The sequence below is a fragment of the Streptomyces canarius genome (assembly GCF_014650735.1).
GTDB lineage: Bacteria > Actinomycetota > Actinomycetes > Streptomycetales > Streptomycetaceae > Streptomyces > Streptomyces olivaceoviridis.
Genome location: NZ_BMVN01000011.1, coordinates 166935 through 183031, shown reverse-complemented (window position 1 = coordinate 183031; position 16097 = coordinate 166935). Strand labels below are relative to the sequence as shown.

Below are 16097 nucleotides of genomic sequence, written 5' to 3'. Positions count from 1 at the left end.
GACGGTGCGCGGGCTCGGGGTGACACACCGGGTGTGCGGTACGGGGTGCGGGGAGGCGACTGGGTGCCCGGTACGGGGGCGACCGGGGCGCGCTCAGGGGTGCCACCCGGCCGGTGACGACTGCCGGTCCCGGCGACCGGCGCCGAAGCCATGCGGGCCGACCCGAGCCGGCCACCGGATCAGCGGCTGGACCGGCACCGGCACCGGCGCATCACGGCCCGGGGCCCGAGTCGGCCAGGACACCGGCGCGATGCACCGGAGCCGGCACCACGGCCCCGGACCAACGGGCACCCGTGTTCAGTCAGGGTCGGTGCGGCGGGCCGTGCGGCCGGAGATCTGCACCCGGTCGAGCCGCCCGGTGGCCGGATCGCGGTGGAAGCGGCCCCCCGGTTCGAGGCGCCCGGTGCCCGGATCGAGCAGGTCGCAGGAGAGGTCGGCGTAGCAGACCAGCGGCAGGGGCAGGTCACCGTCCACCGACAGGGCCGGCGAGCCGTCCGGTCCGGGCGCGATGCGGTAGGCCGTGGTGCCGTTGCGGTAGGTGCCCACGCACTCGGGCAGGGCGACGGGTCGTCCCCGGTCCACGGCCGGCACTCCGGCGGGCACCCGTATGCCGGTCAGCCGGTCCAGTTCTTCCACGAGATCGCGCCACAGCGCGGTGGCACCCCCGGCGTTGCCCGTGAAGGCGACGACCACGCCGCTCTCCGGGTCGGCCCGCAGATGGCAGGACGTGCCCTGGGCGTTGCCGTCGTGCCCGCACCACACGCGTTCGTCCCGCTCGTAGAGGGCGAGCCCGGGGCCCCAGCCGTCGGCCAGGGTGCCCGGCCGGGCGGCGGTCTCGGGGCGGCGCATCTCCTTGGCGACGGCGGGCGGCAGCAGGTCCGCGCGGCCGATCAGCGCGTCGCCGAACGTGGCGAGGTCCCGGGCGCTCGCGAGCAGCGCTCCGGCCGGTGCCTCCAGCGGCGCCAGGTTCTGCCGGGCCGGACGGGCCTGCCCGGTCGCGGAGTTGACGGCGTGTCCGGTGGCCGTGGGACGAGCGGGCGCGGGGTCACCGATGAACGCGGGTGTGACATCGAGGGGTTCGAGGAGCAGCGCCCGCACCGCCTCGTGCCACGACATGCCGGTGACCGTCTCCACCAGCCGTCCGGCGGCGACGTAGCCGGCGTTGGAGTAGGAGAAGTCGGTGCCTGGTGGGAACAGCGCGTCGCGGGCGGTGCACACGGCGGCGAGGTAGCGGGGGGCGGTGGTCATGGCGGCGGTGTCCGAGTCCGGTCCGGTCGCCAACCCGCCGGTGTGGCTCAGCAGGTGACGGATGGTCACCTCGGGGACCGCGCCGAGTTCGGGGAGGTGGGCGGCGGCGGGTTCGTCCAGGTCCAGGTCGCCGTCGTCGGCCAGGAGCATGACGAGCGCGGCGGTGCAGGGCTTCGTGAGCGAGCCCAGCGGGACCGCCGTGTCCTCGGTGAAGGGGCTGCCGGCCGTGACGTCGGCCGTACCGGTGTGCACGGCGATGAGATCCGTGCCGGTGTCCAGGGCCAGTTGGGCGCCGGGCACCCGGTGGGTCCGGGCGAGGGCGTCGAGACGGTCCTGTATCTCCCGGCGTAACAGGGACGGCGTCCGGGAGGCGGCCGGAGCGGTGGGGATGGTGTACGGCATGAGAAGGGGACTCCCGTTGGGTGGGTCTCATGTGCGGGTGTTCCGGTCCGGCCCGTGGGTGAGCGGTGTCGGGGCCGGCCGGTGCGCTGGGCTCGCTCGGGCTACGGTCTGCGGACCTCGACGGGCAGGTGCCGTACGCCGATGATCACGGCCGGATTCTGGTAGGCGATGTCCTCGTAGGAGGGGATCGCCAGCATGCGGAATCGTTCATGCAACATCCGCAGGGCGATCCGCGCCTCCAGCCGGGCCAGGGGCGCGCCGAAACAGAAGTGGATGCCGTGCCCGAAGGTCAGGTGCGGGTTGGGATGCCGGGTCACATCGAACACGTCGGGCGCCGCGAAGCGGGCGGGGTCCCGGTTGGCGGCACCCAGATGTGCCATGAGCAGGGTGTCGGCCGCGATCTCATGCCCGCCGAGGACCACGGGCCGGGTGACGCGGCGGCCCAGTTCCGGGAACGGGGGCAGCCAGCGCAGCACCTCCTCGACGGCGGCCGGGATGCGCGCGGGCTCGGCGCGCAGCGCGGCGTTCGTGCCGGGGTGCCGGTCGAAGGTGACGGCGGCGTTGCCCAGCAGCGCGGTGGTGGTGATGTGCCCGGCGACCAGCAGCAGGGCCACGAATCCGACCATCTCCTGGTCCGCGAGGCGGACGCCGTCCACCTCGGCGGCGATGAGTCTGCTGGTGAGGTCGTCGCCGGGGTCGGCGCGGCGGGCGCGGATGTGGTCGAGCATGTAGCCGTTCATCTCGCGCACCGTGGGCGCGATGGCCTCCAGGGCGCGTTCCAGGTCGGCCATGTCGGGCGCCTCGCCGAGCTGGTCGCCGCCGAACAGGACGCTCGCCCACTCCTGGAAGAGGCGGTGTTCCTCCCCCGGGATGCCGAGCAGCTCGGCGATGACGATGATCGGCAGCGGATAGGCCAGCGCGTCGACCAGGTCGAACCGGTCATGGTCGGCGACGGCGTCCAGCAGCCGGGCGCAGACGGCCTCGATGCGGGGGCCGAGCCCCTGGACCACCCGGGGGGTGAACGCCTGGCTCACCAGGGTGCGGAGCTTGCGGTGCTCCGGCGGGTCCATGCCGACGAAGTTGCCCTGCCGGAAGGTCTCGAAGTCGGACTGGGTGGGCGCGAGGGCGGACATGTCGGAGGAGTACGTCGCCGGGTCGGCGAGCACGGCGGCGACGGTCTCGTGGTCCAGCACCTGCCAGACGCCCTGCGTCTCGTCGTACCGCACCGGCCCGGCCTCGCGTAAGCCGCGCCAGCGGTCGGGTAACTCCTCCAGGAGGAGCCGTTCGCCCGTCGGTTGCTTGCTGATCACCTTGTCTCCTTGCTGGCGCGTGCGGGCATGGAGGAGTCATGCGTGCGGGGGAAGGCCGCGGACCGGCGCCGGCCAGGGGCCGGGCGGGTTCCGGGCACGGCTGCACCCCCGCTGCCGGGACATCCGGACGGGAAGAACGTGGCCCCCGTGTCCTCCTCGGGCGCGGCGACGTCGGCCGCCATCGGACTGGTGTCCGGGTGGGCCGGAGACCCTCCGCACATGCGATGAGGTCTCAGCCCATGGGTGGGACTCGGCCCATGCGATGCGTGCGGGGGGAATCAGCCCCTGCGATGCGCGTGGCGGGACTCAGCCCCTGTGATGCAGGCCGTGGCCGCTGCGCGGCCGGCCACGGCCCCGTAGCGATCCCCGTCGTGCGGCGCGCCGATCCGACATAACCCATCCCCCTCGGCGATAGCTCCCGCGCACGGCTCACGCAGGACCCTCCCGGCTTGTGAGGTGTGAGAATACGCAGTCGCAGCGCGTGCCGCCCCACGATTGGCATGATGCGTACCCCGAGACACCTTCGTTTCGATGGAACTCGGCCACAGTCTTCACGGCGAGTCACACACAAGCAACCCCCTGAAGTTGAACGGAGAGTACTCTGCCGGTGATTTTGCGTCACTGTCCGGCCACTCGCCGGGCCTGCGCGCGCACGAGACCCCCGGCCGGATCGTCGCCCCCGCGTGTGCCCCGGCATCTGAGCCGCAAACCGAGCGCGCGGGGAAAACCTGTCGCCGTTTTCCGGACGGCAGTCGTCCGCGCCGCGACCGCACGCGGGCCGGTGCGCCGCGCCGCCGTGCGGCCCGGTGGCCGGACTGCCCCTGATCAGGGGTGATGATTCGGCCAGCCGAGAGCCCGGACCCGCTGCCGGGGCCGGTCGCGACACGCGCGGCGCGCCGCACCGGCCCACCGCCGACACGCCCGGCGGTCACGCGTACCCCGGCCCGCACTCGCCCGCTTCGGCATCACGCGGGGCCGAGAACGTCGGCCGATGCGCATGGATTCGGCCATCCGGGCGCGGCGGGGGCGCACACGAGAAGCCCGTACACCACCTGTGCTTCTCGCCCACCGCCGGGCGCCGCCCGGGACGGCGGCCGGCCCTCCGGGGGCGGGCGTTCTCGTCCGCAGCCCGCCCTCCCCTACCGCGCCGGCGCATGGAGACGGCCGTGCGGGGTAGGCGGAGCCATCCGGCACGCGCGGGCGCGAAGGGAGCCCCCTGAGCGTTCGCCGTGCGCGGGGCGCCGCCGCGAGGGAGTCTTGTGGCCGGGATGCGAAGCGCGGCCGTACGAGGAGGTGGTCGCCGTGTCCGACGGGCCGGAGCCGGTACGGGCACCGGCGGCCGGGAGGGAGCCGGCCGGACAGCCGGTGCTGTCGCTGGCGCTGGCCACCCTCATGGAGGAGGTACAGGCGCACTCCGGCGCGGTCTATCTGCTCAGGCCCGACGAGACGGTCCTGGAAATGGCGGTCATGGCGGGCATGCCCCGCGCCTTCGCGGCACCGTGGGAGCGGATCGGACTGAGCGCGCCGATCCCGGTCGCGGACGCGGCGCGCGAGAGGCGGCTCGTGTGGGTGGGCGGCGAGGCGGAGATGGCCCGCCACTATCCCAGGATCTCGGTGGTGCTGCCGTACCCGTTCGCGCTGGCCGCCGCGCCCGTGGCGACGGAGCGCGCGGTGTACGGCGCGGTGTTCGTGACCTGGCCGGGCACACACCCGCAGGAGCTGGCGGACCGGGAGCGGGAGCAGCTGACGGCGGCCTGCGCGCGGCTGGCGCGGCGGCTGGAGCGGGCCGCGCGGGAGGACCGCCCGCTCGGGCACGAGCCGGACGTGCTCGCGGCGCCGGTGTCGTTCGTGGCGGAAACGCTGGGCTCGGTCGAGGCGGTGCGGATGGTGTCCCGGCTGCCGTACGGACTGATGTCACTGGATCTGCACGGCCGTATCGGCTTCGTGAACGCGTCCGCCGCCGAACTGCTCGGCCGGCCCGCCGGGGAGCTGATGGGCACGGTGCCCTGGGTGTCGGTGCCCTGGCTGAACGACCCGATGTACGAGGACCGTTACCGGGCGGCGCTGATGAGCCAGCAGGTGACGTCGTTCGTGGCGCTGCGCCCGCCGGGCGAGTGGCTGTCGTTCCGGATGCATCCGAGCACGACCGGACTGAGCGTGCGCGTCACCCGGGCCCGGGCGGTGGCGGACATGGCCGGCGGGATCCCGCGGGCGGGCCCGGGTCCGTCCCGGCTCGTGACGATCTCCCAGCTGCTGAGCCTGGCGGGCGCGCTGACCGAGGCGGCCGGGGTGCGGGACGTGGTGCAGCTGGTGTGGGACGAGGTGGCCCCGGCCGTCGGCAGCCAGGCGCTGGCGCTGCTGCGGGCACAGGGCGGGCGGCTGCACGTGCTGGGGCACCGGGGCTACGCGGAGCCGCACATCGTGGAGCGGTTCGACGGGCTGCCGCTGTCCGAGCGCACGCCGGGCACGCACGTCCTGAGCAGCGGGGTGCCCGCCTTCTTCGACTCCCAGGAGCAGCTCGAACGGCTGTATCCGACCCGGCACGACAGCCCGGACGGCTTCGCCGCCTGGGCGTACCTGCCGCTGATCGCGTCCGGGCGGCCGGTCGGCACCTGTGTGCTGGCCTACACGGAGCCGCACGTCTTCCCCGCCGACGAGCGGGCGGTGCTGACCTCGCTCGGCGGGCTGATCGCACAGGCCCTGGAGCGGGCGCTGCTCTACGACGCCAAGCACCGCCTCGCGCACGGCCTGCAACAGGCGCTGCTGCCGCACTCGTTGACGCCCCCGCCCGGCATCGAGGCGGCGGCCCGCTACCTTCCCGCCACCCACGGCATGGAGATCGGCGGCGACTTCTACGACCTGGTGCCGAGCCGGCCGCTGGCGGCGGCGGTGATCGGGGACGTCCAGGGGCACAACGTGACCGCGGCCGGCCTGATGGGCCAGATCCGCACCGGGGTCCGCGCGTACACCACGGTGGGGCAGGCACCGCACGAGGTGATGAGCAGCACCAACCGGCTGCTGATCGATCTCGGCACCGAACTGTTCGCCAGCTGTCTCTACCTGCGGCTGGATCCGGCACGCGGGCGGGCCGTCATGGCGCGGGCGGGTCATCCGCCGCCGCTCTTGCGCCGGCCGGACGGGCGGGTGCGGGTGCTGGACCTGGCCGGGGGCCCGCTCCTCGGGATCGACGCCTCGGCCCGGTATCCGACGACCGAGGTCTGCCTGGTCCCCGGCTCGGTGCTCGTCCTGTACACCGACGGCCTGGTGGAGTCCCCGGGCATCGACATCGAGGACGCGCTGGTCGACCTCGGCGGGCTGCTCGCGGAGATCGGCGACCAGCCGCTGGAGAGCCTGGCGGACGAGGTGGTCCGGCACAGTGCGGGGGCCCGGGGGCGGGTGGACGACGTGGCGGTGCTGCTGCTGCGGGCACGCGACGACGGATGACGCGCGCGGCCGGGTCCGGCCCTCCCGCCGGAGGGCCGGACCGCTCCCCGTCGACCGGCACCGAGCGGGTGACCAGCGCCGGGGGCCCTGCGGCGCGGACCGGCCGGGTCGGTGCGGGGCCGGCCGGGTCAGTGCCGGTCGGCTCACCGCCCGCCGGTCCGGTCAGTGGGAGCCGGTGAGGGACGGCGACCCGTCGTCCGCCGCGCCGGCACCGGACGGATCGGCGCTGCCCCCGATCCCGTCACCGCCGGCACCGGCCGGGTCATCGGCACCCGCTTGGTCACCCGCGCTCGCCTGGTCACCGGCGCCGGCTTCGTCACCGGCACCCGCGCCGGCCTGGTCGCCCGCTCCGTTGTCACCGCCACCGCCACCGCCGCCGCCGTCGCCGAGCGTCGCGCCGGTGGCCTGGAGGGCGGTGGTGACCGGCTGGAAGAAGGTCTCGCCGCCGCCGGTGCAGTCGCCGCTGCCGCCGGAGGTGAGGCCGAGGGCGCTGCCGTCCTGGGTGAACAGCGAGCCACCGCTGTCGCCGGGCTCGGCGCAGACGTCGGTCTGGATGAGGCCGGTGACGGTGTCGACGCCGTTCGGGTCGGTCTCGCTCTGGAAGTTGACGGTGGCGTCGAGGCCGGTGACCTGGCCGTCGTGCAGCCCCGTGGTGGAGCCCATCCGGAACACGGTCTCGCCGACGGTGGCGTCGGCGGCCTGGCTGATCCGGACGGTCCGGCCGTTGCCGGCGTTGACCTCGCTGGGCGCCCGGGTGTTCGGGTCGTCGTACTTGACGAGGGAGAAGTCGCCCTCGCCGGGGAAGGTGGCCTGGTCGACGGTGGCGATGGGCTGCCCGGTCTCGGAGTCGGACCACTCCCTGGCCGCGACCCCGCAGTGACCGGCCGTCAGGAAGGCGGGGCTGCCGTCGGAGGCGGTGACGTTGAAGCCGAGGGAGCAGCGGACGCTGCCGCCCTGCACCTGGGAGAAGATGGCGTCGCCGCCGGAGACGAAGGTCTTGAAGGTGCCGGAGGACTTCTTCAGGGTCGCCATGCCGGAACCGAGGCCGCGCACGGTCGACCGCAGCCTGTTCCAGTCGGCGCCGGTCACGGTGGAGTCGGCGGTGACCAGGACCTTGTCGGTGCGCGGGTCGACGGCCCAGGAGGTGCCGGGGATGGTCGCCCTGGTCCTCAACGTCTGTGCGGCGGCCTTGAGTTCGTCGATGCTGTTGTCGACCTGGCGGACCACCGCGCCGGCCTTCCTCGCCTGCACGATGACGTTGCTGTCGCCGCTGACCACGTTCACGACGAGCCGCTGCTTGCCGCTGTCGTAGTAGGACCCGGCGAAGGCGTCGCCGAGGATCTCCTGGAGCCGGCCGGCGAGTCCGGAGGCGTCCGTGGCCTTCAGGGTCTTCGCGCCCGCCGTGCCGCCCGCGGTCGCGCTGTCCTGGTCCTGGGAGGCGTTGGCGTTGGGCAGCAGGAGGGCCGCCGCCCCGAGCGCCGCGACACCGCCCACCGCTATCGCGGCCTTGCGCTTGGGCATTCGCTTGTGACTCAAACTTCTCGACCTCCACGGGGTCTGCCGCTCACGGGCAGTGCGTATCGGGTTCGTACCGGGGCGCCTGGATGGCCGTACGTACGCACCGGCCGCGTGGTGTGTTCAATTCCGCTTCCGCACGGCCGTACCGGCACGGGGAACCGGCCATGCTCCGCGTGTCACGGCGGGCGGCCGGGAACAATCCCTCATATGACGATGACCACCGCCGAAGCCGACAAGATCCTCTCCGCCAACTTCGCCCCCTGGGTGCTCGATCTGGGCTTGACCGTCGAAGCGGTGGGCGAGGACCGGGCCGTGCTGCGTCTGCCCTGGTCCGGCCGGCTGGCCCGGGAGGGCGGCGGACTGTCGGGCCAGGCGCTGATGGCGGCGGCCGACACGGCGACGGTGATCGCCGTGTCGGCCACCAGGGGCGGGTTCGTGCCGATGACGACGGTGCAGCAGTCGACCTCGTTCCAGCGGGCGGTGACCGGCGCCGATGTCCTGGTCGACGCGGTGCTCACCAAGCTGGGCCGCCGGATGGCGTTCGCGGACGTCACGTTGAGCGACGCCTCCTCGGGCGCGCTCGCGGCCCGTGCGAGCACGGTCTACGCGCTTCTCGGCTGACGCGATGCCGGCTGGCGTGAAGTCGACTGTCGTGAGACCGGCTGACGCGATGTGGGCTGACGCCATGTCGACCGACACGATTCCACACTGACACGTTCAGCGACCGATCGGTAACGGTCAGTTGCGAACATGAAGCGGAATCCACCCTTCAGGGAATCTGCACATCGAATACCCAGGCGCGTCACGGCCGCCCGGAGTTCTGCACAAACGCGCGCCCCCCGGCATGTCTTTGGCGAGGAGTGCCGGATTCGCGATCCGCGGGGCAAGACGCCCGGTGCGACGATGCCGTGCGCCATGTGAAGGAGTCGCCGACACGCCGTGCGCGGACCTGCACGGTTGGACCCCCCTCACGCGCCAAGTTCCCAGGTGAGAGCCCTGGTTGATTGGAAGCGCGCCCCGCGTGCGTGCTTTGATCCATCGCACCGCGGGGGTCCGGCGGGCCTCCGGAAACGGGCGCCCGGCGCCTGCGGTCGCGGCCGTCCGTCTGTCCCCAGAGGGGGCCGCTCCCCCCTTGTGAGATATCCATATGAAGGGAAGTTCCACCATGAACTCCACCCCCCAGGTTGAGACCGTCGAGATCTCGGACGCCGAGCTGGACAACGTCTCCGGCGGTCTGTCCGTGAACACCCTCAACAGCACCCTGGGCACCGTCAACGCGGTGGCCCCGGGCGTGACCGGCCTGGTCAACACGGTCGTCGGCACCGTCGAGGGCGTCTCCGGCCTGAACGTCGCCCCGGTCAACGGCCTGGTCGCCAGCCTCTGATCGCACCTCGGTGTGACCGACGTCCCGGAGCCGTCCCACGGCTCCGGGACTCATCGGTGCCCTGAAACACCCGCGTCTCTCCCACAGGTGAGGGAAGTACCGTGCAGTTCCGCCAACAGGCCCTCGCCAAGCTCCAGTCAGCGGAGGAGCTGGACCTCCCGGTGCGTCTCGCGCGCCCGCAGGGCTGGCTCGCCCTCGGCGTCACCGTCGTCGTCATGGCCGCCGCCTCCGTCTGGGCGGTGACCGGCTCGGTCGCCTCCACCGTGAGCGCGCCCGCCATCCTCACCCACGGGCAGGGCAGTTATCTGCTCCAGAGCCCGGTGGCCGGACAGGTGACGGCCGTCCTGGCCCGGCAGGGCGAGCGGCTGCCCGCGAACGCTCCCGTCCTGAAGGTCCGTAACGACAAGGGCGAGACCGTGGTCCGGACGGTCGCCGCCGGACGCGTCACCACGCTCGCCGCCACCATCGGCCAGATCATCCAGACCGGCACCGACGTCGCCGCGGTCGAGAAGGTCGCCCACGCCTCCGACCCGCTGTACGCGACCGTGTACGTGCCGGCCGAGAACGCCGCCGCCATCCCGGCGCACGCCTCGGTCGACCTGACCGTGTCCTCCGTACCGACGCAGCGGTACGGCGTGCTGCGCGGCGAGGTGAAGTCGGTGGACCGCACCGCGCAGTCCGCCCAGTCCGTCGCCGCGTTCCTCGGCGACAGCCAGCTCGGCGAGCAGTTCACCCGCAAGAGCCGCCCGGTGGCCGTCCTGGTGGAACTCGCCACGTCCTCGTCGACCAAGAGCGGCTACCGCTGGTCCACCTCGGACGGACCGCCGTTCCGGCTCGACTCCATGACCCTCGCCACCGGCTCCGTCCGGCTCGCCGACCAGCATCCCGTCGATTGGCTGCTCCCGTGACCACCGCCCAGGAGACCCGCGGTCGCAGACGCGCCGCCCCCGCGAAGCGGCCGGTCCCCAAGTCCCGTACCGGCACGGTCCGTACACCCACCGTGCTCCAGATGGAGGCCGTCGAGTGCGGCGCCGCCTCCCTCGCCATGGTCCTCGGCCACTACGGCCGGCACGTCCCGCTGGAGGAGCTGCGCATCGCCTGCGGTGTCTCCCGCGACGGCTCCCGCGCCTCCAACCTGCTGAAGGCGGCCCGCGGTTACGGCCTGACGGCCAAGGGCATGCAGATGGACCTGGCCGCCCTCGCCGAGGTGCGGTCCCCGGCCATCCTCTTCTGGGAGTTCAACCACTACGTCGTCTACGACGGCATGGGCCGCCGCTTCGGCCGGCGCGGGGTGTACGTCAACGACCCCGCCAAGGGCCGCCGTTTCGTGCCCATGGAGGAGTTCGACGGCAGCTTCACCGGTGTGGTGCTGGTGCTGGAGCCCGGCGAGGGCTTCACCAAGGGCGGGCGCAGGCCCGGTGTGCTCGGCGCGATGCCGGCCCGGCTGCGCGGCACCGCGGGCACGCTGCCCGCCGCCGTCCTGGCCAGCCTGCTGCTGGTGGCGGTCGGCGCGGCCGTACCCGCGCTCAGCCGCACCTACATCGACATGTTCCTCATCGGCGGGCAGACCTCGCTGCTGGGCGTGCTGTTCGCCTCGATGGCCGCCTGTGTGCTGCTCACACTGGTGCTGACCTGGCTCCAGCAGGCCAACCTGCTGCACGGCCGGATCATCTCCTCCACCCTCTCCAGCGCCCGCTTCCTGCGCCATCTGCTGCGGCTGCCGGTGACGTTCTTCGCCCAGCGCTCCCCCGCCGACCTGGTGCAGCGCCTCCAGTCCAACGACCAGGTCGCCGAGACCCTGGCCCGCGACCTCGCGGCGGCCGGCGTCGACGCGATCGTGGTCGTCCTGTACGCGGTCCTGCTCTACACCTACGACCCGCAGCTGACGTGCGTCGGCATCGCCGTGGCCCTGCTGAACGTGGTGGCCATGCGGCTCGTCGTACGGCTGCGCGCGACGCGCACGGCGAAGCTGCGCGCCGACAGCGCACGGCTCACCAACACGTCGTACACCGGCCTCCAGCTGATCGAGACGCTGAAGGCGACCGGCGGCGAGGACGGCTACTTCCGCAAGTGGGCCGGGCAGCACGCCAGCACGCTGGAGGAGCAGCAGCGGCTCGGCGTGCCGAGCGCGTGGCTCGGCGTGGTCGCGCCGACGCTGGCCACCTTCAACAGCGCGCTCATCCTGTGGATCGGCGGGATGCGCGCGGTGGAGGGGCACATCTCGGTCGGTCTGCTGGTCGCCTTCCAGGCGCTGGTCACCCGCTTCACCGCGCCGCTGACCCGGCTCAACGGCGTGGCGGGCCGCATCCAGGACTTCGCCGCCGACGTGGCCCGGCTGAAGGACGTGGAGAACTTCCAGGCCGACCCGCTCTACGCCCGCCCCGGCGGCGGCGACTCGACCCGGCGGCTGCACGGGCACGTCGAACTGGAGAACATCACCTTCGGCTACAGCCCGCTGGACCAGCCGCTGCTGACCGGCTTCGACCTGACCGTCGGCCCCGGGCAGCAGGTGGCGCTGGTGGGCGGCTCGGGCAGCGGCAAGTCCACGGTCTCCCGGCTGATCTCGGGGCTCTACACGCCGTGGGACGGGGTGATCCGCATCGACGGCCGCCGGCTGGAGGACATCCCGCGCAGCGCGCTCGCCGCCTCCGTCTCCTTCGTCGACCAGGACGTCTTCCTCTTCGAGGGCTCGGTCCGCGACAACGTGGCCCTGTGGGACCCGTCGATCCCGGACGAGGCCGTGGTGGAGGCGCTGAAGGACGCGGCGCTGTACGACGTGGTGATGCGCCGGCCCGGCGGCATCCACAGCAGGGTCGAGCAGGACGGCCGCAACTTCTCCGGCGGGCAGCGCCAGCGCCTGGAGATCGCGCGGGCGCTGGTGCGCCGGCCGAGCATCCTGGTGCTGGACGAGGTGACCAGCGCGCTGGACGCGGAGACCGAGCTGGTCGTGATGGACAACCTGCGGCGGCGCGGCTGTGCCTGCGTGGTGATCGCGCACCGGCTGAGCACGGTCCGCGACAGCGACGAGATCGTCGTCCTCCAGCACGGCACGGTCGTGGAGCGCGGGCGGCACGAGGAGCTGGTGGCGCGCGGCGGCGCGTACGCGGCGCTGGTCAGGGAGCGGTGAGATGACCTCCGTACACGACGGGGACCTCGTCCTGGGCGCGCTCGGCTCGCTCGGCACGCGGTTCGACTGCGCCGGTCTGAGCCGCCTGGACCTGGAGGGTCCGCAGGTGCTGTGGCTGGTCGCGGCCGGCGCCCTGGACCTGTACGCGGTGGACGCCGCCCAGCAGGGCCACTGGCACCACCTCGGCCGGCTGGAGGCGGGCACGCTGCTGCTCGGCCCGGTCGCCGGCCCCCAGCACACCCTGGTGGCCCGGCCGGTCCGGGACTGCGTGGTGCACCGCGTCAACCTGCGCGAGCTGTACCAGCCGGCGCAGACCCAGACCTGGTCCTACGACGAGTACGGCAACCCGCAGTACGTGCCGCCGACGTCGAGCCCGCTGGAGTACGCGCTCGCCCTCGGTGTCGGCCGCGGCCTGTCCGTCCTGTTCCAGGCCCCGCTGGCCGAGGAGCGGGCGACGGCCCCGGCGGACGACGACGTGTTCTGGATGCAGGTGCCGCCGGGCAGCGTGCAGTACGGCTCGCTGTACGGCGCGGAGGCCGCCGCCGATCTGCTGGTGGACCCGGCGCTGTGGCAGAGCATGGTGGACCAGCAGTACCGGCTGCTGACCGCGCTGGACCGGTGGATCGAGCAGCTGGAGCGCACCCACGAGACCCGGACGGCCGCCGGGATCAAGGCCGGTGAGGCGGTCCGCGCCCAGGCCGACCGGACCCTGCTGGCCTCCATCGGCAAGCGCTCCTCGCGCCGTACGACGGGCGCCGACGCCGACGCCACGTACGCGGCCTGCAAGCTGGTCGCCGAGGCGGCCGGCATCCGGCTCGCCGAACCCGCGCAGAGCGGCACGGAGAGCGACCGGCTGGACCCGGTGGAGCGGGTGGCGCTGGCCTCCCGGGTGCGGACGCGGGCCGTCCGGCTGAACGGGCGCTGGTGGCGGGAGAACCTGGGCCCGCTCGTCGGCCACCGGGCGCTGTCCGGGGCGCCGGTCGCGCTGCTGTGGCGGCGCGGCGGCTATGTCGCCGTCCACCCGGGCACGGGGCGCGAGACACCCGTCGAGAAGGCGAACGCGGAGGAGTTCGAGCCGCGCGCGGTGATGTTCTACCGGCCGCTGCCCGACAAGCGGCTCGGGCCGCTCGGGCTGCTGCGGTTCAGCCTGCGCGGCACCCGCGCCGACCTGGTGAACCTGCTCCTCGCGGGGCTGGTGACGGTGGCGATCGGCGCGCTGGTGCCGATCGCGACCGGCAAGGTGCTCGGCGAGTACGTGCCGAGGGCGCAAGAGGACCTGATCGTCCAGGTGTGTCTGGCGGTCATGGTGAGCGGGGTGGTCGCGGCGGCGTTCACGCTGCTGGAGAACCTGTCCATCCTGCGCCTGGAGGGCCGGATCGAGGCGGCGCTGCAACCCGCCGTCTGGGACCGGCTGCTGCGGCTGCCCACCCGTTTCTTCACCCAGCGCTCCACGGGCGAGCTGGCCAGCGCCGCGATGGGCATCAGCACGATCCGGCGGCTGCTGGCGGGCGTCGGCCCGGTCGTCGCCCAGTCGGTGACCGTCGGCGCGATGAACCTCGCCCTGCTGTTCTGGTACAGCCCGGCGATGGCGACGGCCGCGATCGGGATGCTCGTCGTCATCGCGGCGGTGTTCGGCGGGCTCGGACTGTGGCAGGTGCGCTGGCAGCGGCGCCTGGTGGTGCTCGGCAACAAGCTGAACAACCAGGCGTTCCAGACCCTGCGCGGGCTGCCGAAGCTGCGGGTGGCGGCGGCGGAGAACTACGCCTACGCGGCCTGGGCGCGCCAGTTCGCGCACAGCCGGGAGCTCCAGCAGAAGGCCGGCCGGATCAAGAACCTCACCACGGTCCTCGGCGCGGTCTACCTGCCGGTGTGCACCCTGCTGGTGTTCATGCTGCTGGCGGGGCCGGCCAGGGGGGCGATGTCGGCGGCGGACTTCCTCGCCTTCAACACCTCGGTGACCATGGTGCTGACCTCGGTCACCCAGCTGACCGGCGCGTTCGTGTCGGCGGTGGCGGCGCTGCCGCTGTTCGAGGAGATCAAGCCGGTGCTGGAGGCCACGCCCGAGGTACGTACGGCGAGCACCCGCCCCGGCCCGCTGTCCGGCGCGGTGGAGGCCCGCCGGCTGTCCTTCCGGTACGCCGACGACGGCCCGCTCGTGCTGGACGACGTGTCCTTCGCCGTACGGCCGGGCGAGTTCGTTGCGGTCGTCGGCCCGAGCGGCTGCGGCAAGTCCACGCTGCTGCGCCTGCTCATCGGCTTCGACCGGCCGGTCTCCGGCAGCGTCCTGTACGACGGCCAGGACCTGGCGGCGCTCGACCAGTCGGCGGTGCGCCGCCAGTGCGGGGTCGTCCTCCAGCACGCCCAGCCGTTCACCGGCTCGATCATGGACGTCATCTGCGGCACCGAGCCGTACACGCCCGAGGAGGCGATGGCGGCGGCCGAGCTGGCGGGGCTCGCGGAGGACATCCAGCGGATGCCAATGGGACTGCACACGATCGTCGCGGCGGGCGGAGCGATCTCCGGTGGCCAGCGGCAGCGCCTGATGATCGCCCAGGCCCTCATCCGGCGCCCGCGCATCCTGTTCTTCGACGAGGCGACCAGCGCCCTGGACAACGACACCCAGCGCATCGTCATCGACAGCACCCGCAAGCTGAACGCCACCCGGATCGTCATCGCCCACCGGTTGTCGACCGTCATGGACGCCGACCGGGTGATCGTGATGGAGGACGGCAAGGTCGTCCAGCAGGGCACCCCGGCCGAGCTCCTCGCGGACACCGGGGGCCGGCTGCACGAGCTGGTGCGCCGGCAGCTGGCTTAGCCGGGCTCCTCCTCGTCACCCGGCCGGGCCGGCTCGTCGTGGTGGTGGGACGGCACCCAGTGGTGCTGGGTGAACCAGCGGCCGAACAGGGCACCGCCGTAGATGACGAAGCCGACGCCGATGAGCCAGGACTCGATGACGAGTACGGTTCCGACGGCGCCGTAGCTCAGGGCGTTGGTGACGATGAGCGGGGTGAAGACGAGGTAGGAGAAGGCGCGGAGGCCGGCCAGGCCGATGATCGTGGCCACCGCGCCGGGCAGCAGTGAGCGCCAGTGGACCTGCCCGCCGAGCAGGAAACGCTGCCCCCACCAGAAGAACAGCACTCCGCTCAGCGCGGAGAACACGATCCGCTGCGCCCCGTGCAGCGTCGACTTCGTCGCGACCTCCTCGTAGAGGTACGCCGTCAGCACCACCAGCCAGGTCGCCTGCCGCCACACCCGGTGCCAGGGGCCGGAGGCCAGGCCCCAGATCCGCTCGTAGGCGTTCTGCACGCTGCCGCCGAAGGACACGCCGAACACAGCGAGCAGGACGCCACTCCACACACTGGTGGTGCCGATGACGTTGCGCGGGGGGCTGATGACGTCGGTGATGACGTGGGCGGACCGCCCGGACAGGCCCATGCCGTCGGTGAGCCAGGAGGCGAAGCCGCCGCGTACCAGCGGGTCGGCCGCGGCGACCACGATCAGCAGCGGGGCCAGCGTGACCAGGGCCAGGGTGGCGAACCCCATGGCCCGGTGCATCAGCTCCAGCTCCCGGCCGTGCTCGAACAGGGTCTGGACCCGCAGCCACCGCCACGCGCGGTGCAGGCCGCGCCGCAACCGCCTCACGGCTCCTCCCGCCGCTCGC

10 protein-coding genes are annotated in these 16097 nt (G+C 73.1%); 6 read left to right on the top strand and 4 right to left on the bottom strand.

What is annotated here, in order from left to right:
- Nucleotides 1-297: 297 nt before the first annotated feature.
- Nucleotides 298-1650 carry a serine hydrolase domain-containing protein gene (locus IE294_RS18470; protein WP_189887401.1) on the bottom strand — a complete coding sequence of 451 codons (1353 nt, stop codon included), beginning with the start codon at nt 1648-1650 and terminating at the stop codon, nt 298-300.
- A 101-nt stretch (nt 1651-1751) separates the two neighbouring features.
- Nucleotides 1752-2960, bottom strand: a complete 1209-nt coding sequence (locus IE294_RS18465; protein ID WP_189887399.1) for a cytochrome P450 — start codon at nt 2958-2960, stop codon at nt 1752-1754.
- A 1302-nt stretch (nt 2961-4262) separates the two neighbouring features.
- Between IE294_RS18465 and IE294_RS18460 the strand changes: the two genes are divergently transcribed.
- On the top strand, nt 4263-6404 hold the full coding sequence (locus IE294_RS18460; protein WP_189887397.1) for a SpoIIE family protein phosphatase: 2142 nt from the start codon (nt 4263-4265) through the stop codon (nt 6402-6404).
- 162 nt (nt 6405-6566) lie between these two features.
- Here IE294_RS18460 and IE294_RS18455 read toward each other — a convergent pair whose 3' ends face one another.
- Nucleotides 6567-7940, bottom strand: a complete 1374-nt coding sequence (locus IE294_RS18455; RefSeq protein WP_229917208.1) for a S1 family peptidase — start codon at nt 7938-7940, stop codon at nt 6567-6569.
- 189 nt (nt 7941-8129) lie between these two features.
- Here IE294_RS18455 and IE294_RS18450 point away from each other — a divergent pair, with 189 nt between their 5' ends.
- The 5 genes from IE294_RS18450 (at nt 8130) to IE294_RS18430 (ending at nt 15251) form a co-directional block, all read left to right on the top strand.
- Complete coding sequence (locus IE294_RS18450) at nt 8130-8543, top strand: PaaI family thioesterase (RefSeq protein ID WP_189887395.1); 414 nt, start codon at nt 8130-8132, stop codon at nt 8541-8543.
- A gap of 544 nt (nt 8544-9087) precedes the next feature.
- On the top strand, nt 9088-9306 hold the full coding sequence (locus tag IE294_RS18445) for a type A2 lantipeptide (RefSeq protein ID WP_189816729.1): 219 nt from the start codon (nt 9088-9090) through the stop codon (nt 9304-9306).
- Between the two features lie 101 nt (nt 9307-9407).
- Nucleotides 9408-10214, top strand: coding sequence for a biotin/lipoyl-containing protein (locus IE294_RS18440; RefSeq protein ID WP_189887393.1), 807 nt, complete (start codon nt 9408-9410; stop codon nt 10212-10214).
- On the top strand, nt 10211-12433 hold the full coding sequence (locus tag IE294_RS18435) for an NHLP family bacteriocin export ABC transporter peptidase/permease/ATPase subunit (RefSeq protein WP_189887390.1): 2223 nt from the start codon (nt 10211-10213) through the stop codon (nt 12431-12433). The genes IE294_RS18440 and IE294_RS18435 overlap by 4 nt, the downstream gene beginning before the upstream one ends.
- Before the next feature lies 1 nt (nt 12434).
- Nucleotides 12435-15251, top strand: coding sequence for an NHLP bacteriocin export ABC transporter permease/ATPase subunit (locus tag IE294_RS18430; protein ID WP_189887387.1), 2817 nt, complete (start codon nt 12435-12437; stop codon nt 15249-15251).
- On the opposite strand, the gene IE294_RS18425 is transcribed toward IE294_RS18430, so the two are convergent.
- Nucleotides 15248-16078, bottom strand: coding sequence for a YhjD/YihY/BrkB family envelope integrity protein (locus tag IE294_RS18425; protein ID WP_189887386.1), 831 nt, complete (start codon nt 16076-16078; stop codon nt 15248-15250). The two genes, IE294_RS18430 and IE294_RS18425, sit on opposite strands and share 4 nt — an antisense overlap.
- Nucleotides 16079-16097: the final 19 nt, after the last annotated feature.